Source organism: Shewanella sp. W3-18-1, assembly GCF_000015185.1.
GTDB lineage: Bacteria > Pseudomonadota > Gammaproteobacteria > Enterobacterales > Shewanellaceae > Shewanella > Shewanella putrefaciens.
Genome location: NC_008750.1, coordinates 1,175,082 through 1,199,118, shown reverse-complemented (window position 1 = coordinate 1,199,118; position 24,037 = coordinate 1,175,082). Strand labels below are relative to the sequence as shown.

Genomic DNA, 24,037 nt, shown 5'->3' with positions numbered 1-24,037 from the left:
CAGAATCGGCTACAATTCCGCCGCCGGTGACTTGCTGGTACTTCCAAAGGAAAATTTATCTTGAGTACATCTCTGCTCAAAAAACTGCGTTGCCTACACATTGTTTTGCTCGCAATGATGCTTAATGCCTGTGTCGCCCCCCTCTTATTAATGTCACCTCAAGGTCAATTGATGTGGGCATTACTTAAACCCCTTGTCGGTTTAAACCCTAATGATGTCGGACTGTTTGAACAGCCATTGATTAAAGATCGTATGAAGTCACTCTTAGGTGATAAGTATGAAACAACCGTGTCACTGTTAAAAACAGCAGATAAAATACAGCAAGAAGGGCCGTTATTTTACCTTGTATCCACTTACACCCCTGTACCAGAAATGGCCGAGAAAGCCGGATTTGTATGGAACTCGGATACTAACCAAATGGCAGTGATGCTGCTAACCGGTGGCTCACCCAAAATTATCTCTGAGCAGTTTACGGATCAGGCTGAGAAACTCGTTCCTAGTTGGCCAAAAGAACTCGCCGACTATACCGATCCGCAAAAACTGCAGCAAAAAGTGATTGAAGCAGGCACAAATCAAGTACAACAGCAACTAGATGTAAGCCCTGCTGAACTTAATGCAACCAAAGCATTAGCAACTGGGGATGTTAAGGCAGTTCAAGACGCAGTCATTACAACTCCAGTAACAGAAGCCGCAACCACGATAACCGCTCCAATTGTTCCAGCAGAAATAACGCAACCTGTTATACCTGAAGTAAAAAAACAGTAAATATAACAACCAGAGTGGCCTATTCATGGGCCACGCTGGTATAAACACTGTTTATGAATTCTTTAACTTCCACTCAATAAAGTTAATCTACTGAATTTAAAAAAGTATTATACAGAGTAAAGATAAAGATCATTGCAGAAGAGAAAGTGGGAATAATAGCGGATATTGAAACTCAGAAAGCAAAAAGCCCGTCATAGGACGGGCTTTTTATTATGGCTGGGGTACTAGGATTCGAACCTAGGGATGCCGAGATCAAAACCCGGTGCCTTACCACTTGGCGATACCCCAATAAACTTTTTACTTTTATCTTCTCTCGAAGATGACATTTTGATGGTACGGGAAGAGAGACTTGAACTCTCACACCTCGCGGCACCAGAACCTAAATCTGGCGTGTCTACCAATTTCACCATTCCCGCATCAAAAATGTACCAAAAATGCTCATAAAAACAGCTCTGGATTTTTCCCAGATAAATCAAAAGATTTAACATGGATTAAATATGGTAGCAATGGCGGGACTTGAACCTGCGACCCCAGCATTATGAGTGCTGTGCTCTAACCAGCTGAGCTACATTGCCAATGGCTGGGGTACTAGGATTCGAACCTAGGGATGCCGAGATCAAAACCCGGTGCCTTACCGCTTGGCGATACCCCAAACAACTTAAGAAACTAAAAAATGGCTGGGGTACTAGGATTCGAACCTAGGGATGCCGAGATCAAAACCCGGTGCCTTACCGCTTGGCGATACCCCAACTAAACTCTGTTTCAAACATCCGCTATCGCCGATGTCTTTTAAATAATGGTACGGGAAGAGAGACTTGAACTCTCACACCTTTCGGCACCAGAACCTAAATCTGGCGTGTCTACCAATTTCACCATTCCCGCACAGTCTCAATTTTACATCTTGAAAGGATGCTAGCAACTACCTAGTAGCAATAACCTCATCTTTAAAAGATGGTAGCAATGGCGGGACTTGAACCTGCGACCCCAGCATTATGAGTGCTGTGCTCTAACCAGCTGAGCTACATTGCCACTTCGGTATTGCACGCCCCTCGTAGCGAGGAACGGGGCGTATTATGCTTATTCGATCTATCTAGGTCAACAGCTTTTTTTCGCTATTTCCCTTAGCTTAAGCTATTCGGCTATTACTTCACCAAACTGAGCAACAGATACGCTAAATTGCGCCCTATTGCCCTTATCTAGTCTAATTTACGAATGCTTAGCCATTGAATAATCGTGCTTATACGTTAAACAAGAAATGCATAACATCGCCATCTTTCACGATATAAGTTTTACCTTCAACGCGTAGTTTGCCCGCTTCTTTGGCACCAGCTTCCCCTTTGTAGGTAATGAAGTCTTCAAACGCCATCACCTGCGCACGAATAAAGCCACGTTCAAAGTCAGTATGAATAACGCCCGCAGCTTGTGGAGCACTCGCTCCTACAGGAATAGTCCAAGCGCGAACCTCTTTTACGCCAGCAGTAAAGTACGTTTGCAGATTAAGTAACTGGTATCCCGCACGAATAACGCGATCTAAACCTGGCTCTTCTAACCCAAGATCGGCCATAAACTCATCGCGCTCCTCGATTTCCATCTCAGCCAGTTCAGATTCAATCGCCGCACACACGGCAACAACAATGGCATTTTCTGTCGCCGCAATGGCGCGAACTGCATCTAAATGCGGGTTATTTTCAAAACCATCTTCCGCCACGTTGGCAATGTACATTGTCGGTTTTAAGGTTAAGAAGTTAAGGTAAGCAACGGCTTCCAATTCTTCTTTTGATAAATCCATTGAACGCAACATTTTGGCTTCATCGAGCACTGGACGCATTTTTTCTAATACTTCCACTTCAAACTTAGCGTCTTTATCGCCACCTTTAGCCCGTTTTTGCTGACGCAGAACGGCACGCTCTAAACTGTCTAAGTCAGCCAAGGCTAATTCAGTGTTAATCACTTCAATATCGCCCGCAGGATCAACCTTATTGGCCACGTGAACAATGTTGTCATCATCAAAACAGCGCACAACATGACCGATTGCATCGGTTTCACGGATGTTAGCTAAGAACTTGTTACCTAAACCTTCGCCTTTAGATGCGCCAGCAACTAAGCCTGCGATATCCACAAACTCCATCGTTGTTGGCAATACACGTTGGGGATTGACAATTGCAGCTAACGCATCCAAACGTGGATCTGGCACAGGTACCACACCCGTGTTAGGTTCAATAGTACAAAACGGGAAGTTAGCCGCTTCGATGCCAGCCTTAGTTAACGCATTAAAAAGCGTTGATTTGCCTACGTTAGGAAGACCAACAATGCCGCATTTAAAACCCATATGCTTACCTTTCTCTCAATTATTAGCTAGCAAGTCACACTCACCAGCGAGTTTTAGTTGTGCTACCCAATGGCAACACATGACTGAATCATAAAACTGTTATAGTGACATTCGGCATTTTGCCAAATATCACTCTACTCCGCTTTGAAGGAGTGTAATCTAGTCATGGCTTTAACCATGTTTTCTTTATATAAAATTTCAGTGGAACGTACCGCCTCATCAATAGCGGCCTCAATAAGCTCTTGCTCTTTCGCAGGTGCTTTACCGAGTACGTAACCACTGACTTGGTTTTTATCGCCGGGGTGACCAATACCTATGCGTAAACGATAAAAATTTTTATCGTTAGCCAATTTAGCAATAATATCCTTTAAACCATTGTGGCCGCCATGGCCACCACCCAACTTAAATTTAGCGACACCAGGCGGCATATCAAGCTCATCGTGGGCGACTAAAATTTCTTCAGGCGTGATACGAAAAAAATTAGCCAAAGCACCTACGGCTTTACCACTTAAGTTCATATACGTCGTTGGGATCAACAAGCGAACATCTTTACCCTGTAGTACCGCTCTGGCGGTTAAGCCAAAATATTTGCTGTCAGGGACTAATGTTACGCCGCAAATTCGAGCTAACTCTTGAACATACCAAGCGCCCGCATTATGGCGGGTCTGAGCATATTCGGCCCCCGGATTAGCAAGGCCCACTATTAATTTTATTTCGCTCATGACACTCAAAATCGTTATTTGGTCGATGGCAACCAGCATAAAATATCATCAGTGCTGGCCATAGCTGCTAAAAACGCGGCATTTTAGCACTCAAAGCCAAAGTCAACAAATGCCGTGTACTTCTGTTGGGGAAAAGCCAAATAACTAAAGCCCCATAGCGTATTTAAGTACGATTTTTTTGATGGGTGAATTGATGTTAGCCAGCTTTAACGCGCCATTACGTAACAGTTTAAGCGGCAAAATATCGTTACTAAATCCTGCGTAAAACATGTCCATAGTCGTCATCATTAATTGGTTATCGCGGTAACGCTGACGTTCATATTGAGCAAGAACCGTCTGGTTCCACCAAGATTGATCTTGAGCTAACGCCTCTTTTATTACCGCTAAAAGTGCTTCAACATCTTTAAAACCAAGATTAACACCTTGGCCCGCTAGCGGATTAATGGTATGGGCGGCATCCCCTAGAATCACCACATTATTAGCATAATAGCGCTGAGCATGGCGACGAGTGAGGCCAAAACTGCCTTTATTCTCAACGGTGAAATCAGCGTCCAAACGCGCAGGGAAATGCACTCTTATCTGCTCTGCGAGCTGTTTGTGATTAAGCTGCATTAACTGTTTAATTCGATTGGCATCGTCGTACCACACCAGCGAAGCGTTATTCCCTGGCAGAGGTAATAAAGAACGTGGCCCTTTAGGCGTAAACTGCTGCCAAGTCACATCCTGCTGCCCCTGCGCAGTCTTGATATTGATCAGCATGGCCGATTGAGCATAATCCCAACCTGAAATACCAATTCCCGCCCACTGGCGGACCTGTGAGTTTGCACCATCAGCCCCAACCAATAACTTAGCCACAAGTTTAACACTTGATTGTAAGCACACACTCACGCCATCAGCTTCTTGAGCAAACGCAGTCACTTTATCGGGACAAAATAACGTGATGCTATTCAATTGGGCCATTTGTTGCCACAGGGCAAGTTGGATTAAACGGTTTTCTACTATATGGCCTAAATGGCTGGCGCCAATTTGTGAACTGTGGAATTGGGTGATGCAGCCATCGAGCTCCCAAGTTTCTAAGCCTAGATAAGGCGCGTTACGCATTTTAAGCAACGTGTCCATAGCACCTAAGCGTTCAAGTAATGCTTCAGAAGCCACACTAATAGCAGATACACGAACATCTAACGGCTGTTCGGCATGATAAGCCTCTGGCACCAAAGACTCTATGACCGCGACTTTCAGCCCCATTTGTGCCAGTCCAATTGCGGTAGCGGCACCGACCATCCCCCCACCCACTAAAATGACATCAAATAGGATCACATCGCCACAGTGTGTATCGGACACGACCTGTGTAACTGCATGTTTAGTCTCGCTCATCTTAGTGACCACGGTTTATTCCCTTCTTTATATTTGTGTCCAATACGGCTAGAAAATGTTGGACAGAGTATCAAAGCATGTCGATTATGCCTTATATCAAGATATCACGGAAATGTTCAGCATCTTTCGCACCTAAATTCAAGATAACATGAGCATTCAAGTGTGCAACTGCTTGATGATAATGGTTAATGCCCAACCTATCCGCGGCATTAGTCACTATTGGTAACAACGCCAGTAAAAACCTACCATTAATGTGGGTACCCAAAACAATAAAAGCGAACAGGTAAAAGTGCGGACAAAGCTGGTCAGCAGCTATAACTGCAGGTAAAATGTCGCGCTATTTTTACTGGGCATCTTAGGGCGATACAACTGATGAGTAAGAAACTCCATATTAAAACTTGGGGCTGTCAAATGAATGAGTATGACTCATCCAAGATGGCTGATCTGTTAGGCGAATATCAAGGTTACACCTTGACTGAAGATGCGTCTGAAGCCGACATTCTCCTGCTCAACACTTGTTCTATCCGTGAAAAAGCGCAGGAAAAAGTGTTTCACCAACTAGGGCGCTGGAAGACACTTAAAGATAAAAATCCCAATTTGATCATTGGTGTGGGTGGTTGCGTTGCCTCGCAAGAAGGTAAAGCCATTAAAGACAGAGCACAATGCGTCGACATTATCTTTGGTCCACAAACCTTGCACCGTTTGCCCGATATGATCGAGCAAGTACGCCGCGGTGACAAAGCCGTTATCGATATCAGCTTCCCTGAAATCGAAAAATTTGACCGTCTTCCAGAGCCACGCGCCGAAGGCCCAACGGCGTTTGTGTCTATCATGGAAGGTTGCAGCAAATACTGCTCATTCTGCGTGGTACCCTATACTCGCGGTGAAGAAGTCAGCCGTCCACTGGATGATATCATTCTTGAAATCGCCCAATTAGCAGAGCAAGGAGTGCGTGAAGTCAATCTACTCGGCCAAAACGTGAATGCCTATCGCGGTGCGACTCACGATGGTTCAATTTGTAGCTTTGCGGAATTACTGCGTTTTGTTGCAGCAATTGACGGTATCGACCGTATCCGTTTTACAACCAGTCACCCTATTGAGTTTACACAGGATATTATCGACGTTTACGAAGATACCCCTGAGCTTGTGAGCTTCTTGCACTTACCAGTACAATCGGGTTCTGACCGTATTCTCACGGCAATGAAACGCGGCCATATGGCGATTGAATATAAGTCTATCATCCGCCGCCTACGTAAAGCCCGTGAAGGTATTCAAATCAGCTCAGATTTTATCATTGGCTTCCCTGGCGAAACCAAGGAAGATTTTGCCGATACTATGAAGCTGATTGAAGAAATCGGTTTTGACCACAGCTTTAGTTTTATCTACAGCGCACGTCCGGGTACGCCAGCGGCAGACTTACCCGATAATGTCGATATGGAAGAGAAAAAACAGCGTCTGGCCATTCTGCAAGACCGTATCACCCAGCAAGCCATGCGTTATAGCCGCCATATGATGGGCACGGTGCAACGTATTCTGGTAGAAGGTCCATCGGTAAAAAACCCAATGGAACTACGCGGCCGTACTGAAAACAATCGGGTAGTGAACTTTGAAGGTTTGCCTAAACACATAGGTACCTTTGTGGATGTCGAAATCGTCGACGTTTACACTAATTCATTACGCGGTAAGTTTATCCGTGGTGAAGATGAAATGGATCTGCGTCGTAGCCTGCGCCCTGCTGAAATTTTGGCCAAGCGCAAGCAAGATGATGAACTGGGTGTGACTCAATTTAAGCCATAAGCTTTACATTGGATGAAACAGTACATATACCCAAACAACCTGAAGATAAAGGATTCAGGTAGCTTGGGTATAATAAAGAAGGGCGACTTAGTCGCCCTTTTGCTTTTACACACTTTTGTTTAAGTCTACCGAGGCAATTGCTATTTTCCGTTAGCAATTATCGGCTATGGCTCGTAAACTGAAATTGTATTGCAATGGTTAACCAACCTCGTACCTTACTTTCTTATTTGCTATTGGGAGTGCTATTTGTCCAGTAAATTAACCACAATGAATCTGTATCTCGAACCTGCAGAAACACGCCGTTTGGCATCACTTTGCGGCCCATTCGATGACAATATCAAACAGATAGAACGTCGCGTAGGCGTAGAGATCGTTAGAAAAAACAACCACTTTCAAATCACTGGATTACCACGAAATTGTCTAAGTGCTAATAACTTACTTAAGCAACTTTATATCGAAACCCAGACTGTAAAAGGTAGTACGCCAGATCTCGAGCCAGAGCAAGTCCACATTGCCATTCAAGAGGCCATTTCCCTTGAACAGGATGACAGCGGTGACGATAAAGCCCTGCAGATTAAAACCCGCCGCGGTGTGATTAAACCGCGCAATCCAAACCAAAGCGCTTATGTGGCAAATATTGTGCGCCATGACATTACCTTTGGGATTGGGCCTGCAGGTACAGGCAAAACCTACCTTGCGGTTGCAGCCGCAGTCGATGCATTGGAGCGCCAAGAAGTGCGCCGTATTTTACTCACTCGCCCTGCGGTTGAAGCGGGTGAAAAACTCGGCTTCTTACCCGGTGACTTAAGTCAAAAGGTCGATCCTTATTTACGCCCACTATACGATGCGTTGTTTGAAATGCTCGGCTTTGAAAAAGTAGAACGCTTAATCGAGAAAAATGTAATTGAAGTGGCGCCACTTGCCTATATGCGCGGTCGTACCTTAAACGATGCCTTTATCATTCTCGACGAAAGCCAAAATACCACCATAGAACAAATGAAAATGTTCTTAACCCGCATCGGTTTTAACTCTCGTGCGGTGATCACGGGCGACATCACTCAAACTGACTTACCTAAACATATTAAGTCGGGACTGCGCCACGCAATTGAAGTGTTAAGCCAAGTCGAAGAAATCAGCTTTAACTTTTTTGTCTCCCAAGACGTTGTGCGTCACCCTGTGGTAGCACGGATTGTTGAAGCCTACGAGGCCTTCGAGCAAAAAGAGCAAGCCTTAAAAGCAAAGAAAGAAAGCCACTACCAACAACTGCAGCAGGAAGCATTAAAACATGAGTCTTGAGCTAGCATTAGATGTCCAATATGCAACAACAAGTGATTGGCTGCCCACAGAAGAGCAGCTTATGCTTTGGGCAAAAACAGCGATTGGCAACGGTATGGATAGGGCTGAATTAACAATTCGCATTGTCGATAGCCGTGAAAGCCAAATGCTAAACAGTACTTACCGCGGCAAAGATAAACCGACCAACGTACTGTCATTCCCCTTTGAAGCACCAGCAGAAATTGAACTTCCTTTGCTTGGGGATCTTGTCATTTGCGCCGCAGTCGTTGAAAATGAAGCCCGTGAGCAAAATAAAACCCTAGAAGCCCACTGGGCACACATGGTTGTACATGGTTGCTTGCATCTGCTAGGGTATGATCACATTGAAGATGAAGAAGCTGAAGAGATGGAGTCGTTGGAGACTCAACTCATTGAAAGCTTAGGTTTTACCAATCCATACAAGGAACAATAATTAACTAAGATAAGATCTGTCGAGGTTAATGAGAAAACTATGAGTGACGATATCCCCCCGAGTACGAACGCCCATAAGAAAGGCTGGTTTGATAGAGTAAGTCAGTTATTCCAGGGCGAACCTCAAAATCGTGAAGATCTAGTGGATGTGATTGATGGTGCGGAGCAGCGCGATTTGATCACCCAAGATACCCGCGAAATGATCAAAGGTGTATTAGAAGTTTCTGATATGCGTGTTCGGGATATTATGATCCCAAGAGCGCAAATTGTTGCAATACAAATCGATAACACTGTAGAAGAATTGCTCTCAACCGTTATCGGTTCAGGCCACTCGCGCTTCCCTGTCGTCAATGAAGATAAAGATCATATCGAAGGTATCTTACTTGCTAAAGATTTGATCCCATACGGTTTCTCAAACAGTGATGAGCCGTTTTCCCTCAGCCGCGTGATCCGTCCCGCTGTGGTTGTACCAGAAAGCAAGCGCGTCGATGTGTTGCTTAAAGAATTCCGTTCACAACGCTACCATATGGCGATTGTTGTCGATGAGTACGGCGGCGTATCTGGACTTGTAACCATCGAAGATATTCTGGAAGAAATCGTCGGTGAGATTGAAGATGAGTTCGACCACGATAGCGCCGAAGAAACCGAGATCCGCAAAGTCGGCAATACGGTTTATATGGTAAAGGCTTTAACGCCAATTGAAGATTTTAACGAAGAGTTCAATACTGATTTCAGCGATGAAGAATTTGATACTGTCGGTGGCTTAGTCTCCCATGCCTTCGGCCATCTGCCAGAGCGTAACGAAAGTATCATAATTGAAGGCATTGAATTTAAAGTTATCAATGCTGACACTAGGCGTTTAATCCAACTCAGAGTTAAACTCCCCGATCCTAATATTGGCGAAGACGTAGAATAACTCTCTGCGTAAAAATAACTCTCCGTGTAAGAAGAATGATCCGTGCTAACTAACATTCGGGCTTTTGCCCAACAAAAGTCCCGACTGAGTGCGTTACGACTCGTACTGGCGTTTATTTTAGGCGCCAGTACGGCGCTTTCCTTTGCGCCTTACTCCCTTTGGATAATCTATCCATTTGCCATGGCGTTAGCCCTTTGGCAGAGTGAATCCTTAAGCCCTAAAGCGAACTTTTACTATTGGTTAAGCTTTGGATTTGGCTGTTTTGCTGTCGGGATCAGTTGGGTGCATGTGAGCATTGATACCTTTGGTGGTATGCCGCTTATCGCCTCCATCGGCTTGATGGCCTTATTAGCCTTGTATTTATCCTTATATCCCGCAATAACAGGATGCGCGCTCTCGTGGCTGAGTCAGGGTAAAATCAACCCATTTTGGCGTAATCTTGCTCTGTTCCCTGCCCTTTGGACCTTGACTGAATGGGCTAGAGGTTGGGTGATGACAGGATTCCCTTGGCTTTGGGCAGGTTACTCTCAAACCCAAGGCCCATTAAAACCCCTTGCGAGTATTATTGGTGCTTTAGGACTCAGTTTTCTTATCGCTATATTGTCAGGTGCTTTAGCCCTTTGTTTTGCTAAACGCTTTAAAAGCTTATTACTTTTAATCCCCATTATTGCATTGGCGGCTTGGACCGCCCCCAAACTTTCCGAAATTCATCCTACGGGTGAAACAGTTAAAGTCGCATTAGTACAAGGCAATATTCCCCAAAGTATGAAATGGGAACCCGAAGCGCTGTGGCCGACGCTATTAAAATACATGGATTTATCCCGCGAACATTTTGATGCAGACATTATTGTTTGGCCCGAAGCGGCGATTCCAGCACCTGAATCCAGGGTGCAAGACTTTTTAGATAATGCCAATAAAGTCGCTAACCTAAATGACACCTCGATCATCACAGGCATTATTAGCCATCAACATAATGAGTTTTATAATTCATTAATCGTGCTTGGTAATCATAGTCAGAAACAACAAACCGCTCCTGACTATGAGGGCGATGGCAGCAATCAATTTAAGAAACATCACCTACTACCAATTGGCGAGTTTGTGCCCTTTGAAACACTACTGCGCCCGATTGCCCCTTTCTTTAATTTGCCCATGTCTTCCTTTGCAAGAGGCGAATATCAACAACCTAATTTGAGTGCCCTAGGACATAAAGTTGCACCCGCTATTTGCTATGAAATCGCCTTCCCTGAGCAGTTACGCGATAGCGTCAATCAAGGGACCGATTTACTCTTAACTGTCTCTAACGATGCTTGGTTTGGTACTTCAAATGGTCCATTACAACATATGGAAATAGCCCAAATGCGTGCCATTGAATTAGGCCGACCTTTGGTGCGCGCCACCAATAATGGCGTCACCGCCGTCGTTGATGAAAATGGCAATATCACCGCTGCGCTGCCTCAATTTGAAACGGGCGTGTTGCGTGCCACTATTCCACTGGTCGCAGGCCAAACCTGGTTTGCTAAAATGGGTCAAAATCCCCTGCTGATACTCTGTGGCTTACTCGTGCTTTTTGGCCTTCAACGATGCTTCAAAGCACGATAGGATTTAGACTATGTACCTTAATGTCAATAATAAAAAAACGGCAGGCTTTACCCTGATTGAACTGGTTATAGTCATTATTGTCCTTGGTATTTTGACGGTAATCGCCGCACCGAAATTTATTGGCTTAAGCAAAGAAGCTCGGGAGAAAACCTTGCTCTAACTTCAGGCCAGTGTCAAAACGGCAAACACGTTAGTCTATTCTAAAACCCAAATGTCCAGCCTTAAGAGCCAAGCAGTAGTGAATCGTGACGATATTATTGATATCGATTTAGATGGTGATGGTACGGCAGAGACGCGTCTTAAATGGGGTTATCTTGATAATACCGATGTAGAAAAATGGATTACATCAGATGATAAGCTCATTATTCAGTATCAAGGGATTGATATCACTTATATAGGTTACGATCTTAACAACAATACATTAGTGAATGATGATCAATGTTATTTCCGTTATACTCAGGCAACGGATGCCAATACCCCACCTCTGTATGATCTCAATCTACAAGGCTGTTAAACTGCTTATAATCTGCCTAAAAATAAATTAGGAAACGCCCTCGTTTCGCGCTAGAGTGCAGCATCATTCGCGGCCGAGTTCTATTGCCTCGTATCATTTTACTAAGGCAAATCTATGGCTCCCTTAAGGATCCGCTACCAAACCCATGAGTTTGGTGTCCTCGATATTCATATTCGTACCCTAAGAGATAATCAGGAATTTGAAGATATTAATGGCGAGGCAGAAAAGCTCGGTATCTCATCTGCAACTTGGCCATTATTTGGCATAGTCTGGCCATCTGAGCAAGTTCTCTCGCATCATATGTTGGAGTACCCAATTGAGGGTAAACGCATTTTAGAAGTAGGTTGCGGTATAGGGCTCGCCAGTCTAGTACTGAATCATAGGCTCGCCGATATCACGGCAACTGACTATCACCCAGAAACAGGCAGCTTTCTTGCACAGAATGTAGCCTTGAATAAGGGGCGTACTATTCCCTTTGTACGAACGGGTTGGGCAGATGAAACATCAAAATTAGGGTTATTTGATTTAATTATCGGCAGTGATCTTTTGTATGAGCAGGAACATGCAGACTTGCTTTCGCAATTTATTGAGCAACACGCCAAACCTATTTGCGATGTGATTTTGGTCGACCCTGGTCGCGGCAATCATGCAAAATTCAGTAAACGTATGGTGACCTTAGGTTACGAACACTCACAACATAAACCCATTCACACTGAATTTTTATTAGCGCCTTTCGGTGGGCAAATCCTCAGCTACTCTCGAACCAACAGTTGATATTGCCTAGTGAATGCAAATATGAGCAATTTAGGTCTAATCAATCCCAAAAAAAACGACGCTGAGGCGTCGTTTTAACTGCATAACATCATCACCTTGGTTAAGGTGTTAGCGGCTCGCGGGTAAATTCTTCATTATCACATTCAGGACAATCTGGAATTTCGCTGGGAAATTCGATGCTCATTTCATGGCCACAATTGGTGCAGACCATAATACCTTGATTAACAATATCACCGCTCTGGTAATAACCGTGGTGTTTAAAATCCTGTGTTAACTCATGCCATTCCACTTGGCTACGATCAGTAATCTCACTTAACCAATGCCAGAGTGTATTTTCCAGCACGATTAAACTGGGACTATGGCTGAGACTATCGGCATTTTGTTCTCGAAGAAAGCTGGCAATATCACGCTTTAAAAATTGTTCCACCAAAGCAAGCTCATCTTCTTTGGCCTGTTCTTTTAGACGCAAAAACTCCTTACCTTGTGTGACAGATTTAAATAAATTCTTTGCAGTCAGCGTGTTATCTTCTGCAAATTGCGATTTCACCTCGGTAATTAAGGCTTGGTACAGTCCTAGTAGTTCGCCACTTCTCTCATTCATAACCAATACTCCTTCATAGGAACCTTTTTAATGCATCACTTCTAGTTTATTCTATGCAGATCTTATTCGCGCCGATATGGCGTTAGATCAAATAAATAGGCGGCACTGCCGGAAATAGAGTGATGCAAGAGCAATATAATCCCTCAGAAATTGAAGCCTTAGTGCAAAAGCACTGGCATGACAACAAAACCTTCGAAGTCACTGAAGACGCAAACAAAGAAAAGTTTTATTGCCTTTCGATGTTTCCCTATCCTTCTGGCCGACTCCACATGGGACACGTTCGCAACTATACCATAGGTGACGTCGTTGCGCGCTTCCAGCGTCTTCAAGGCAAAAATGTGCTGCAACCAATTGGTTGGGACTCCTTTGGTTTGCCTGCAGAAAATGCCGCGATTAATAATAAAACAGCACCTGCGCCATGGACCTATGAAAACATAGAGTACATGAAAAACCAGCTAAAACTGCTAGGTTTTGGTTACGATTGGAGCCGTGAAATCGCCACTTGTACCCCAGAATATTATCGCTGGGAACAATGGTTCTTCACTAAGTTGTACGAGAAGGGCCTAGTCTATAAAAAGACCGCTTCCGTCAACTGGTGTCCAAACGATGAAACCGTGCTGGCGAACGAGCAAGTACAAGACGGTTGCTGCTGGCGCTGTGATACCCCTGTGGAACAAAAAGAAATTCCACAGTGGTTTATTAAGATCACTGCCTATGCAGAAGAATTATTAAACGATATCGATACCTTAGATGGCTGGCCAGAACAGGTCAAAACCATGCAGCGTAACTGGATTGGTCGCAGTGAAGGCGTAGAAATGACCTTCGGCGTGGCAGGTCACGATAAAACCTTCGATATCTACACCACGCGTCCAGATACCTTAATGGGCGTGACCTATGTGGCGATTGCCGCAGGTCATCCATTGGCAGAAATCGCCGCGCAAACGAATCCTGAGCTTGCCGCCTTTATCGATGAGTGCAAAAACAGCACAACATCTGAAGCCGAACTCGCGACTATGGAAAAACGCGGTGTCGCTACAGGACTTTTCGCCATTCATCCCATCACTGGCAAGCAAGTGCCGATTTGGGCCGCTAACTTTGTGCTGATGAACTATGGCACAGGTGCCGTAATGTCAGTTCCTGGGCACGACCAACGTGACTTTGAATTTGCAAAAAAATACGGCCTAGCGATTGAAGCTGTGATCAAGCCTGTTGATGGCGAAGTCGATATCAGTGAAGCCGCTTACACCGAAAAAGGCATTCTGTTTAACTCTGGCGAGTTCGACGGTTTAGACTTTGACGCCGCCTTTAATGCCATCGCTAACAAGTTAGTGGCAGAAGGTAAAGGCAAGCGCCAAGTCAACTATCGTCTACGCGATTGGGGTGTTTCACGTCAGCGTTACTGGGGCGCACCAATCCCTATGGTGACCTTAGCTGACGGCACTGTGATCCCAACACCTGAAGATCAACTGCCAGTATTGCTGCCAGAAGATGTGGTGATGGACGGGATTCAAAGCCCAATCAAAGCCGATAAAGAATGGGCCAAAACCCAAGTGAACGGTCAAGATGCACTGCGCGAAACCGATACCTTCGATACCTTTATGGAATCCTCTTGGTATTATGCCCGTTACTGCAGCCCGCAGGCAGACGAAATGTTAGATCCCGCTAAAGCCAACTACTGGCTACCCGTAGATCAATACATTGGTGGTATCGAACACGCTTGTATGCATTTGTTATATTTCCGCTTCTTCCACAAGTTGCTGCGTGATGCGGGTCTGGTTAACTCTAACGAGCCAGCCAAACAATTGCTGACTCAGGGCATGGTGTTGGCTGATGCTTTCTACTACATCAACGAAAAAGGCGCCCGTGTGTGGGTTTCTCCTTTAGATGTAGCGACCACCGAAAAAGACGACAAGGGCCGTATCACTAAGGCTATAGACAAAGACGGCAACGAACTGGTTTACACTGGTATGTGCAAGATGTCTAAGTCGAAAAACAACGGTATCGACCCGCAGGTGATGGTTGAAAAATATGGCGCAGACACTGTGCGTCTATTTATGATGTTCGCCTCACCGCCAGAATTAACCCTGGAATGGCAAGAGTCTGGCGTTGAAGGCGCACACCGCTTCATTAAACGTCTGTGGAAGCTTGCAAGCGAGTATATCGCCCAAGATAACAGTGAAGCCTTAGATGTCAGCAAGTTAACAAGCGAGCAAAAAGCGCTGCGCCGTGAAGTCCACAAAACCATTGCCAAAGTGACCGACGATATCGGCCGCCGTCAAATGTTCAACACTGCGGTTGCCGCCGTAATGGAACTGATGAACCACCTGCAAAAAGCGCCACAAACCACAGGCCAAGACAGAGCCATTATCGGTGAAGCCTTATCTGCGGTCGTGCGTTTACTGTACCCCATTATTCCACATGTGAGCTTTACCTTGTGGAATGACTTAGGTAATACAGGCAGCATCGAAGACAGCCAATGGCCGGTTGTTGATGAATCTGCCTTGGTAGAAGACAGTAAACTGATTGTGGTACAAGTGAACGGTAAAGTTCGCGCTAAAATCACTGTTGCCGCCGATGCGGATAAAGACTCAGTTGAAGCCTTGGGTATGAATGATGAGCATGTGATCAAATACCTAGATGGCCTGACAGTACGTAAAGTGATCTATGTACCAGGTAAACTGCTCAGCATAGTGGCAAATTAAATAGGAAACCGCGAAAACTTATGCTAATTAAACGGTTAGCTTTCGCAATTATCGCACTGGTCATTATGACCAGTGCTGGTTGCGGTTTTAAGCTCCAACGAAGTTATCAGATCCCAAACGTGCTCAATCAATTAAGTTTGACTAGCCCGGATGAATACAGTGAACTCACCCGCTTAGTGCGTGAGCGTTTGCGCCTGAACAACGTTAAAGTAGTTGATGCTGCTAATGATATTCCCGTGTTAAGGTTGATAACAGACTCGTTAGAGCGCTCGACACTATCGCTTTATTCCACTGGGAATGTGGCTGAATACGAGTTAATTTACTTTGTAGAGTTTGCCGTAGCCTTACCCGGTAAAGAGGCGCAACCCTTTAGGGTTGAAATTCGACGTGATTACTTGGACGACCCCCGCACCGCATTGGCTAAGAGTCGTGAAATGGAACTGCTAGTCAAAGAAATGCGCATTCAAGCTGCCGATCGTATTTTACAATCGATGGCAAGTATTGAGGTAAATTAATGCGGAATGACAATTAAATGCGGGTTTATCATTAATGCTGGACTACGACTAAATGAGAGTTTATCCAGATCAACTCTCTCGCCACCTCAATCAACTATTGCCCTGTTACCTGATTTTTGGCGATGATCCTTGGTTAATTGAAACAACTAAGGATCAAATACGCCAATTGGCTAAACGCCAAGGTTTCGATGAAAAAGTCCAACTGATCCAAGAAACGGGCTTTAATTGGAATGATCTCACACAGGAATGGCAGGCTATGAGTCTGTTTTCCAGTAAACGCCAGATAGAACTTACACTTCCCCAAGCTAAACCCGGCGCAGAAGGCTCGAGTACATTACAATCCCTATTACAGACGCCCAATCCTGATATGTTACTGATTATCGAGGGGCCAAAACTGTCTAGCGAACAAACTAACAGCAAATGGTTTAAGACTCTCGATGCCCAGGGTATGTATATTCCCTGCGCAACGCCCGAGGGGGATCAGTTTATGCGCTGGCTCGACTCACGCCTTCAGCACTTTAAGCTACAACTGCAAAATGATGCCCGCGCTATGCTGTATTCACTGTATGAAGGTAACTTACTCGCAGCCGATCAAGCCATGCAACTATTGCAACTGTTAAGCCCGACCAAACCCGTTAGTGCAGATGAACTCAGCCACTATTTTGAAGATCAGTCCCGCTTTACCGTGTTTCAACTCAGTGACGCGCTACTGCTCAATAAACAACAAAGTGCACTGCATATGTTAGCCCAACTTAATGGTGAGGGTACTGCTTTACCTATCTTGCTATGGACCTTATTCAAAGAGCTAAACCTGCTACTCAATCTCAAAAATGAGCAAGCGCAAGGCATAGCGTTGAATACTCTTTGGGGAAAACATCGTATTTGGGATAAGCGTAAACCCTTGTATCAAGCGGCTTTGCAACGACTAACACTAGAGCAAATTGAGTATATGCTTGTATTTGCATCCAAGATTGAGCTTAATTTAAAACAACAGGGTAAAGAAGATTGGACGGGGCTTAGTCATCTTTGTCTGTTATTTGACCCTAAAGCCCATCAACATTTGGCCCATATAACCTTAGATTAAGTAAAGAATATGCGTATTGGTATTTTAGGCGGCACCTTCGACCCCATACATTACGGCCATATTCGCCCTGCAATAGAGGTGAAAGAGGCGCTAGGCTTAGATAAAGTACTGCTAATGCCCAACCATATCCCGCCCCATAAACATCAGCCCAATTTATCCACAGCGCAGCGCCTCAAAATGGTGGCCGATGTCTGTGCAGAGTTAGCGGGATTCGAGCTTTGTGATATCGAGGCCAATCGAGATACCCCTTCTTATACAGTCGTCACCCTCGAACAACTGAGCACACAATATCCAAATGCTGAATTGTTTTTTATTATGGGGATGGACTCATTTATCCACCTACAAAGCTGGCATAAATGGCAACAAATATTTGGATTTGCCAATCTTGTGCTATGCCAGCGTCCGGGCTGGCACTTATCAAACGAACACCCTATGCAGCAAGTACTCATGGAGAGAAGTGCAGCAATAGATACACTCAAAAATCCCCCCCAAAAACATTACCCCATCCATGGCCGTATTTTCACCGTTGATATTACACCTCAAGATATCTCATCCACCCAAATACGTTCAGCGTTAGCCATAGGAAAAATCCCGACGGATGCACTTATGCCTGTCACCTTGAATTACATTCAAAAACAACAACTTTATTTGTCTTAACCTAATTATCTCCCTAGATATCGCAAACAGGGCAGCCGATCCAATGTATTCCGTGGTCTAACACTGATATACTACCGCGCTATTTAAAATTAATGAGGTAAGTCAGCGTGCAGAGCGCGGAATTAAAACAATTTGTTGTCGACAAGATCGATGACTTGAAAGCCAGAGATATCGTTGTGATTGATGTTAGCAAGCAATCTAACATTACCGATTACATGGTCATATGTTCAGGTACATCAAAGACTCACGTTAAAGCTATCGCAGAAAACCTAGTCGTTGAAGCAAAAGCAGCAGGCATTCCACCTATTGGTGTTGAAGGCCGTGACAGCAGTGAATGGGTACTTGTAGACATGGGTGATGTGATCCTGCACGTTATGCAAGATCAAACCCGCGACTTCTACCAGCTCGAAAAGCTCTGGTCAGAAAAGCAAGCCTGATGAAGTTGCAACTCATCGCCGTTGGAACACGGATGCCCGATTGGGTTACCCGTGGTTTCGAAGAATACCAGCGCCGCTTTCCCCGTGATATGGCGCTGGAGCTTATCGAAATACCCGCCGGAAAGCGGGGAAAAAATGCCGATATCGTTCGTATCCTGCAAAAGGAAGGTGAGCAAATGTTGGCTGCGATTCCCAAAGGCAATCATATTGTTAGCTTAGATCTACCCGGTAAAAACTGGACAACCCCAGAACTTGCAACTGCGCTGAGTAAATGGCAACTCGATGGCCGAGATGTCAGTTTGCTTGTTGGTGGACCAGAAGGTTTAGCGCCAGCATGTAAAGACGCTGCCCACCAAAGTTGGTGCCTCTCGGCATTAACCCTACCCCATCCGCTTGTGCGGATTGTGGTTGCAGAAAGTTTATACCGCGCGTGGAGTGTAAACACGAATCACCCTTACCACAGAGAATAGTGGGATCTTAATGTTAACGAGTGCCAACTACCCGTTATGGGATCAGCCGGAGAAAGCATAAGTGTCGCCAAAAAAGCGGATAACAATGCATGATCACGCCGCCGAGGCGTCACTCTTTAAGCGCCGTGCGCTATTCACTTTTTGCTGTGTAGTCGCCCTATTAAGCGTATTGGTGACCAACCTTTATCATCTACAGGTTGAATCCTATAAGGATTATGAAACCCGCTCTAACGATAACCGTATTCGTGTTGTCCCTATCGCCCCCAGCCGTGGTTTAATTTACGATAGAAACGGTATACTCCTAGCTGAAAACCAACCCTTTTATTCCCTCGATCTTATCCCCGAAAAAATCTCAAAAATGCAAGAGACCTTAGATGAGCTAGGCAAGCTCATTGAGATCAGCGAGGAAGAACGAGAAAACTTTACCGAAGCGCTGAAATTTCATCGCCGCTTTAAACCACTCACACTTAAAAACCAGCTTACTGAAGAACAAGTGGCGATTTTTAGTGTTAACCAGCACAGATTTCCCGGTATTTCTGTCGAAGCAGGGCTAAAACGTAATTATCCTTACAATAGCCAATTAACCCATGTGCTCGGTTATGTGGGAAAAATTAATACCCGTGATCGCGCCCAGTTAGAACGTAGTGATCTATGGAAAAACTATGCTGCAACCAAAGATATTGGTAAGCAAGGGATTGAAAAGTTTTATGAATCATTACTACATGGTATTCCGGGCCATCTCGAAGAAGAAGTGAACAACCGTGGCCGCACAATCCGCACCTTAAAAATTGTGCCGCCAGAGCCTGGGCAAGATATATATCTAACAATCGATTTAAAACTGCAGCAAAAGGCAGTGGAGTTACTTCAAGGACATAAGGGTTCTATTGTCGCGATAGATCCAAGAGATGGCGGCATTTTAGCATTAGTATCAAGCCCAAGTTATGATCCAAACCAATTTGTTCAAGGTATTAACAGCAAAGATTACAATGATTTACTCAATGATAAATCTCGACCTTTGATCAACAGGGCAACCCAAGGACAGTATGCCCCCGCATCAACGATTAAGCCGATGGTTGCCCTACTCGGCTTGGATGAAAAAGTCGTTACTGAACATACTCGCATTTGGGATCCTGGATTTTGGCAAATCCCAGGTGTAGAACGTAAATATCGCGATTGGAAGCGTTGGGGTCATGGATGGGTTAACGTCTATAGTGCGATTATAGAATCCTGTGATACCTACTTTTATGAGTTAGCTTATAAAGTTGGCGTCGATGCCATTGCGCGTTTTATGGAACCTTTTGGCTTTGGACAAAATACCGGAATAGATATTTTTGAGGAATCCGCAGGTAATATGCCCTCTAAGGATTGGAAACGCTTAAAATACAATCAAGCCTGGTATATAGGTGACACCATTTCAGTTGGGATCGGCCAAGGTTATTGGACAGCAACCCCATTACAACTGGCCAATGCTACTGCCATTTTAGCCAATAAGGGGCGTCGTTTTCAGCCGCATTTACTCAAATCTATCAAGGATAATACGGCAAAAATTGACACTCCAGTTAATGAGTTACCGCCAATAGAACTTAAGAATGCTCGTAACTGGAATATTATCAATGAAGCGATGCGCCAGACGGCTCATAAATCTCGTTTCACCGATGCAAACTATTCAGCTGCAATGAAAACAGGAACGGCTCAGGTAATTGGCGTAGCTGAAAATACAAAATACGATGCGGATAAAATTGCAGAACACTTTCGTGATAATGCATTAGTGATTGCTTACGCCCCCTTTGAAGATCCTAAAATCGTACTCGCAGTCGTCATGGAAAACGCGGGTTGGGGTGGTGCGAATGCAGGTCCAGTTGCTCGTGCCATGCTGGATGAATACATGCTTAGAGACACTTGGAAACCAACGCCATGAGTGCCCATACACAACATCAGAATATCTGGCAACGTCTGCATATCGATCTTCCCCTATTACTTGGTTTGTTTGCCGTAATGGGGTTTGGACTGTTTGTTATCTATTCAGCAAGTGGTGAAGATCTAGGCATGATGGAACGCCAGTTATTTCGAATGGTGCTATCACTGGTCATTATGTTTATTATGGCACAAATCAATCCTGAAGCGCTGAAACGCTGGGCGCTGCCTATTTATTTAGCAGGGATTGTTTTGCTGCTCGGCGTACATTTTTTCGGCGAAATTAATAAAGGCGCACAACGCTGGTTGAATTTAGGTTTTATGGAGTTCCAACCTTCAGAACTGATTAAACTCGCCTTTCCTATTACTATGGCTTGGTATATTAGTAAGTTTCAACTTCCCCCTAAAAAGCGCTATTTGGCGGGAGCTGGAGTCATTTTACTTGTACCTACGCTACTTATCGCAAAACAACCCGATCTTGGAACATCCATTTTGGTTGCCGCTTCAGGCATATTCGTATTGTTTTTATCGGGCATGAGTTGGGCTATTGTAGGTACCTTTGTCGCCGCTATTTTGGCCTTTTTACCTATCCTTTGGTATTTTTTGATGCACGACTATCAACGAACTCGTGTACTGACCTTACTCGATCCTGAGCAAGATCCGCTTGGTGCGGGTTACCATATTATTCAGTCAAAAATTGCCATTGGTTCAGGAGGCCTCTGGGGCAAAGGCTGGCTTGATGGCACCCAATCTCAGCTTGAATTTATCCCCGAACGTCATACCGACTTTATTTTTGCCGTCATAGGTGAAGAGTTTGGTTTAGTGGGCAGCATTATCCTTCTCATCATGTATCTCTACATTATTGGTCGCGGATTAGTCATCGCATCCCGCGCACAAACCAGTTTTGCAAGATTGCTCGCGGGTAGTATCACATTGACTTTCTTTGTTTATGTTTTTGTGAATATTGGTATGGTTTCAGGTATTCTGCCTGTAGTAGGTGTGCCGCTTCCCTTGATAAGTTATGGTGGCACCTCAATGCTGACATTGATGACAGGGTTTGGCATTCTAATGAGCATTCATACCCACAGACGTTTTGTCGATAGATAATTTTAGGGACTTTTTTATGCTTATTCTTCGAGCTTATTTAGCTCCATTGGGTTTACTTTGTTTAAGTTCGTGCCTTATTGCATGCTCAACCCCGAGCGACACAGTACAAACTCCCGCTGGTGAACAAGCAGTTGAAGCCGTCAGAGCTCCAACGCCAATACTTCCAGAGGCGTTGCAAGAAGAGTTTATCCAAACTCAAATGCAACAGGGATTCACTCGCGAGGAAACTATCGCCTTTCTTAATAAGGCCAACTATAACCAAGCGGTCATCGATGCGATAACGCGTCCTTGGGAAGCAAAACCTTGGCACCAATATTATCCCATCTTCTTAACCGAGAAACGCTTAGAAGCTGGACTCGCCTTCTGGAAAAAACACGACGCTACGATTGCCAAAGCAGCAGCAAAATACCAAGTAGAACCCGAGATTATCGTTGCCATTATTGGCATTGAAACCTTCTATGGGCAGTACACAGGCAACTATCCGGTTATTGATGCGCTTTATACCTTAGGGTTTTATTACGAACCGAGAGCCAGCTTTTTCCGCAAGGAATTTGGCGAGTTGATGAAGTTGGTCAAAGAAGAACATTTAGATATCAATAGCCTCAAGGGCTCCTACGCTGGCGCCATGGGCTACGGACAATTTATCCCCTCCAGCTATCGTCATTATGCCGTTGACTTTGATAACAGCGGTAACCGTGATTTATTAAAAAGTCCTGAGGATGCCATTGGCAGTGTGGCTAATTATTTCCACGAACATGGTTGGCAGGCCAATGCACCTGTTGCCTTACCCTTAGTCAACAAGAGTAAATCAGCACCCAAAGCTAAAGTATGGGCTGGGGAAAAACTTAACGATAGCGTCGCAGACATTCTGAGTCCGACCTTAACCTTAGCCAATGCAAGAAACTTAGATATATCCCAAAAAGCCTTGCTAATTGAACTCAAACAAGCAGATCAAACTGACTATTGGCTTGGCCTTAATAACTTTTATGTGATCACTCGCTATAACCGCAGCCCTTTATATTCCATGGCCGTTTATCAATTTAGCCAACAATTAAAAGAACAGCATGCCTCTAAAAAATAACTGTCCACTGCTTTTAGCTTTGCTCATATGCTTCACACTTGCAGCTTGCTCTTCAACACCCGACAAGGCGAGTACCAATGTAAGCAAGAAAAATATGGACCCCAATAAGGGGCGCTATTCGCTAAAAAATGACAAAATGCCACTCAATCCACCGAATGTGGATCACGTGCCAAATGCAACGCCCAAATATGAACCCTATAGCCGCAGGGGAAATAAACCCTACACGGTTTATGGCGAGTCATACAATGTGATGAATACGGGTCAAGGCTTTACCGAAACAGGAAGAGCCTCTTGGTATGGTGAAAAATTTCACGGTTATGAAACATCCAATGGTGAACCTTACGACATGTATTCCATGTCGGGGGCACATAAAACCTTACCCCTGCCAAGTTATGCGAAGATCACTAACTTAGAAAACAATAAGCAAGTGATTATCCGCATTAATGATCGCGGCCCGTTTCACTCAGATCGTATTCTGGATGTGTCCTATGCAGCAGCCTATAAACTCGGCATGCTTGCCACTGGTACGGCCCGCATTAAACTCGAGGTGATTTATATCGGTAGTATTGCAGGTACCAGTTCAGCCATTGCCAGCATCAACGACACTGGCAATCACTACATTCAGTTAGTCGCCTCTAAGGATCGCGCCAAACTGAATAAAATAGCAAAAGAACTTGAGCGAAAATATCAAGTTAAGACCCGAGTGCAACCCGTAAACAATATGTTTAGGCTACAACTCGGTCCTATCGGCCAAGCGGAACTCGCCGATAAGATGCTTAATAAAGTTAAACAAGACGGATATCCTGAAAGCTATATAGTTCATGAGTAGTAAATTAATTAGCCTAAGATATCGATTTAACTGAAAAATACCACAAATGAAGGAACCTTCACTAAAAACCCCTGTCGAAGGGTGGTATACTCGCGAAGCTATTT

The 24,037-nt window shown here is 44.7% G+C and carries 21 protein-coding genes, 7 tRNA genes and 1 pseudogene; 18 read left to right on the top strand and 11 right to left on the bottom strand.

All coding sequences use genetic code 11. The features are described from left to right. Window positions 1-60: 60 nt before the first annotated feature. Window positions 61-765: a hypothetical protein gene (locus SPUTW3181_RS05455; protein WP_014611124.1), complete on the top strand. Its 705-nt coding sequence runs from the start codon at window positions 61-63 to the stop codon at window positions 763-765. Window positions 766-978: 213 nt separating this feature from the next. Here SPUTW3181_RS05455 and SPUTW3181_RS05450 read toward each other — a convergent pair. The 10 genes from SPUTW3181_RS05450 to SPUTW3181_RS05405 form a co-directional block, all read right to left on the bottom strand. Further along, window positions 979-1,053: transfer RNA gene (locus tag SPUTW3181_RS05450), tRNA-Gln, on the bottom strand. A 43-nt stretch (window positions 1,054-1,096) separates the two neighbouring features. After that, window positions 1,097-1,181 (bottom strand) — tRNA-Leu (locus tag SPUTW3181_RS05445). Window positions 1,182-1,263: 82 nt separating this feature from the next. Further along, window positions 1,264-1,340 (bottom strand) — tRNA-Met (locus tag SPUTW3181_RS05440). 2 nt (window positions 1,341-1,342) lie between these two features. Continuing rightward, window positions 1,343-1,417 (bottom strand) — tRNA-Gln (locus SPUTW3181_RS05435). 22 nt (window positions 1,418-1,439) lie between these two features. Then, window positions 1,440-1,514 (bottom strand) — tRNA-Gln (locus tag SPUTW3181_RS05430). A gap of 48 nt (window positions 1,515-1,562) precedes the next feature. Continuing rightward, window positions 1,563-1,647 (bottom strand) — tRNA-Leu (locus SPUTW3181_RS05425). Between the two features lie 70 nt (window positions 1,648-1,717). Further along, window positions 1,718-1,794, bottom strand: a tRNA-Met gene (locus tag SPUTW3181_RS05420). 208 nt (window positions 1,795-2,002) lie between these two features. Then, window positions 2,003-3,094: a redox-regulated ATPase YchF gene (gene ychF, locus SPUTW3181_RS05415; RefSeq protein ID WP_011788427.1), complete on the bottom strand. Its 1,092-nt coding sequence runs from the start codon at window positions 3,092-3,094 to the stop codon at window positions 2,003-2,005. 134 nt (window positions 3,095-3,228) lie between these two features. After that, window positions 3,229-3,816: an aminoacyl-tRNA hydrolase gene (gene pth / locus SPUTW3181_RS05410; RefSeq protein ID WP_011919752.1), complete on the bottom strand. Its 588-nt coding sequence runs from the start codon at window positions 3,814-3,816 to the stop codon at window positions 3,229-3,231. Between the two features lie 144 nt (window positions 3,817-3,960). Continuing rightward, window positions 3,961-5,097 carry an FAD-dependent monooxygenase gene (locus tag SPUTW3181_RS05405; protein WP_413540239.1) on the bottom strand — a complete coding sequence of 379 codons (1,137 nt, stop codon included), beginning with the start codon at window positions 5,095-5,097 and terminating at the stop codon, window positions 3,961-3,963. Between the two features lie 465 nt (window positions 5,098-5,562). Here SPUTW3181_RS05405 and miaB point away from each other — a divergent pair, with 465 nt between their 5' ends. The 7 genes and pseudogenes from miaB (at window position 5,563) to SPUTW3181_RS05370 (ending at window position 12,536) form a co-directional block, all read left to right on the top strand. Continuing rightward, on the top strand, window positions 5,563-6,987 hold the full coding sequence (gene miaB, locus SPUTW3181_RS05400; protein WP_011788424.1) for a tRNA (N6-isopentenyl adenosine(37)-C2)-methylthiotransferase MiaB: 1,425 nt from the start codon (window positions 5,563-5,565) through the stop codon (window positions 6,985-6,987). A 246-nt stretch (window positions 6,988-7,233) separates the two neighbouring features. Further along, window positions 7,234-8,283: a PhoH family protein gene (locus SPUTW3181_RS05395; protein WP_011788423.1), complete on the top strand. Its 1,050-nt coding sequence runs from the start codon at window positions 7,234-7,236 to the stop codon at window positions 8,281-8,283. Then, a complete protein-coding gene (ybeY, locus tag SPUTW3181_RS05390) occupies window positions 8,273-8,734 on the top strand; it encodes an rRNA maturation RNase YbeY (RefSeq protein ID WP_011788422.1) in 462 nt (153 codons plus the stop codon). The genes SPUTW3181_RS05395 and ybeY overlap by 11 nt, the downstream gene beginning before the upstream one ends. A gap of 39 nt (window positions 8,735-8,773) precedes the next feature. Further along, entirely contained in the window at window positions 8,774-9,649 is an 876-nt protein-coding gene (gene corC / locus SPUTW3181_RS05385) for a CNNM family magnesium/cobalt transport protein CorC (RefSeq protein WP_011788421.1), read from the top strand. Window positions 9,650-9,691: 42 nt separating this feature from the next. Continuing rightward, window positions 9,692-11,248: an apolipoprotein N-acyltransferase gene (gene lnt / locus SPUTW3181_RS05380; RefSeq protein ID WP_011788420.1), complete on the top strand. Its 1,557-nt coding sequence runs from the start codon at window positions 9,692-9,694 to the stop codon at window positions 11,246-11,248. 10 nt (window positions 11,249-11,258) lie between these two features. After that, window positions 11,259-11,762 (top strand): annotated as a pseudogene (locus SPUTW3181_RS22255) (type II secretion system protein). A gap of 114 nt (window positions 11,763-11,876) precedes the next feature. Next, complete coding sequence (locus SPUTW3181_RS05370) at window positions 11,877-12,536, top strand: class I SAM-dependent methyltransferase (protein WP_011788417.1); 660 nt, start codon at window positions 11,877-11,879, stop codon at window positions 12,534-12,536. Between the two features lie 100 nt (window positions 12,537-12,636). Here SPUTW3181_RS05370 and SPUTW3181_RS05365 read toward each other — a convergent pair whose 3' ends face one another. Then, window positions 12,637-13,137 carry a zinc ribbon-containing protein gene (locus tag SPUTW3181_RS05365; RefSeq protein ID WP_011788416.1) on the bottom strand — a complete coding sequence of 167 codons (501 nt, stop codon included), beginning with the start codon at window positions 13,135-13,137 and terminating at the stop codon, window positions 12,637-12,639. Between the two features lie 122 nt (window positions 13,138-13,259). Here SPUTW3181_RS05365 and leuS point away from each other — a divergent pair, with 122 nt between their 5' ends. From leuS to SPUTW3181_RS05315, 10 genes are all read left to right on the top strand, one after another. Then, the gene (gene leuS, locus SPUTW3181_RS05360; protein ID WP_011788415.1) at window positions 13,260-15,839 is read left to right on the top strand and encodes a leucine--tRNA ligase; all 2,580 of its coding nucleotides are present in this window, start codon (window positions 13,260-13,262) and stop codon (window positions 15,837-15,839) included. A gap of 20 nt (window positions 15,840-15,859) precedes the next feature. After that, window positions 15,860-16,354 carry an LPS assembly lipoprotein LptE gene (gene lptE / locus SPUTW3181_RS05355; protein WP_011788414.1) on the top strand — a complete coding sequence of 165 codons (495 nt, stop codon included), beginning with the start codon at window positions 15,860-15,862 and terminating at the stop codon, window positions 16,352-16,354. 52 nt (window positions 16,355-16,406) lie between these two features. Next, entirely contained in the window at window positions 16,407-17,438 is a 1,032-nt protein-coding gene (gene holA, locus SPUTW3181_RS05350) for a DNA polymerase III subunit delta (protein WP_011788413.1), read from the top strand. Window positions 17,439-17,447: 9 nt separating this feature from the next. Next, entirely contained in the window at window positions 17,448-18,095 is a 648-nt protein-coding gene (gene nadD, locus SPUTW3181_RS05345) for a nicotinate-nucleotide adenylyltransferase (RefSeq protein ID WP_011788412.1), read from the top strand. 107 nt (window positions 18,096-18,202) lie between these two features. Beyond that, entirely contained in the window at window positions 18,203-18,532 is a 330-nt protein-coding gene (rsfS, locus tag SPUTW3181_RS05340; RefSeq protein WP_011788411.1) for a ribosome silencing factor, read from the top strand. Next, window positions 18,532-19,002, top strand: coding sequence for a 23S rRNA (pseudouridine(1915)-N(3))-methyltransferase RlmH (gene rlmH, locus SPUTW3181_RS05335; protein ID WP_011788410.1), 471 nt, complete (start codon window positions 18,532-18,534; stop codon window positions 19,000-19,002). Before rsfS ends, rlmH begins: the two co-directional genes overlap by 1 nt. Before the next feature lie 61 nt (window positions 19,003-19,063). Further along, window positions 19,064-20,920, top strand: a complete 1,857-nt coding sequence (gene mrdA, locus SPUTW3181_RS05330) for a penicillin-binding protein 2 (protein WP_011788409.1) — start codon at window positions 19,064-19,066, stop codon at window positions 20,918-20,920. Next, window positions 20,917-22,023, top strand: coding sequence for a rod shape-determining protein RodA (gene rodA, locus SPUTW3181_RS05325; RefSeq protein WP_011788408.1), 1,107 nt, complete (start codon window positions 20,917-20,919; stop codon window positions 22,021-22,023). The genes mrdA and rodA overlap by 4 nt, the downstream gene beginning before the upstream one ends. 16 nt (window positions 22,024-22,039) lie before the next feature. Beyond that, window positions 22,040-23,104, top strand: a complete 1,065-nt coding sequence (mltB, locus tag SPUTW3181_RS05320; protein WP_011788407.1) for a lytic murein transglycosylase B — start codon at window positions 22,040-22,042, stop codon at window positions 23,102-23,104. Further along, window positions 23,088-23,933: a septal ring lytic transglycosylase RlpA family protein gene (locus tag SPUTW3181_RS05315; protein WP_011788406.1), complete on the top strand. Its 846-nt coding sequence runs from the start codon at window positions 23,088-23,090 to the stop codon at window positions 23,931-23,933. The genes mltB and SPUTW3181_RS05315 overlap by 17 nt, the downstream gene beginning before the upstream one ends. Window positions 23,934-24,037 lie beyond the last annotated feature (104 nt).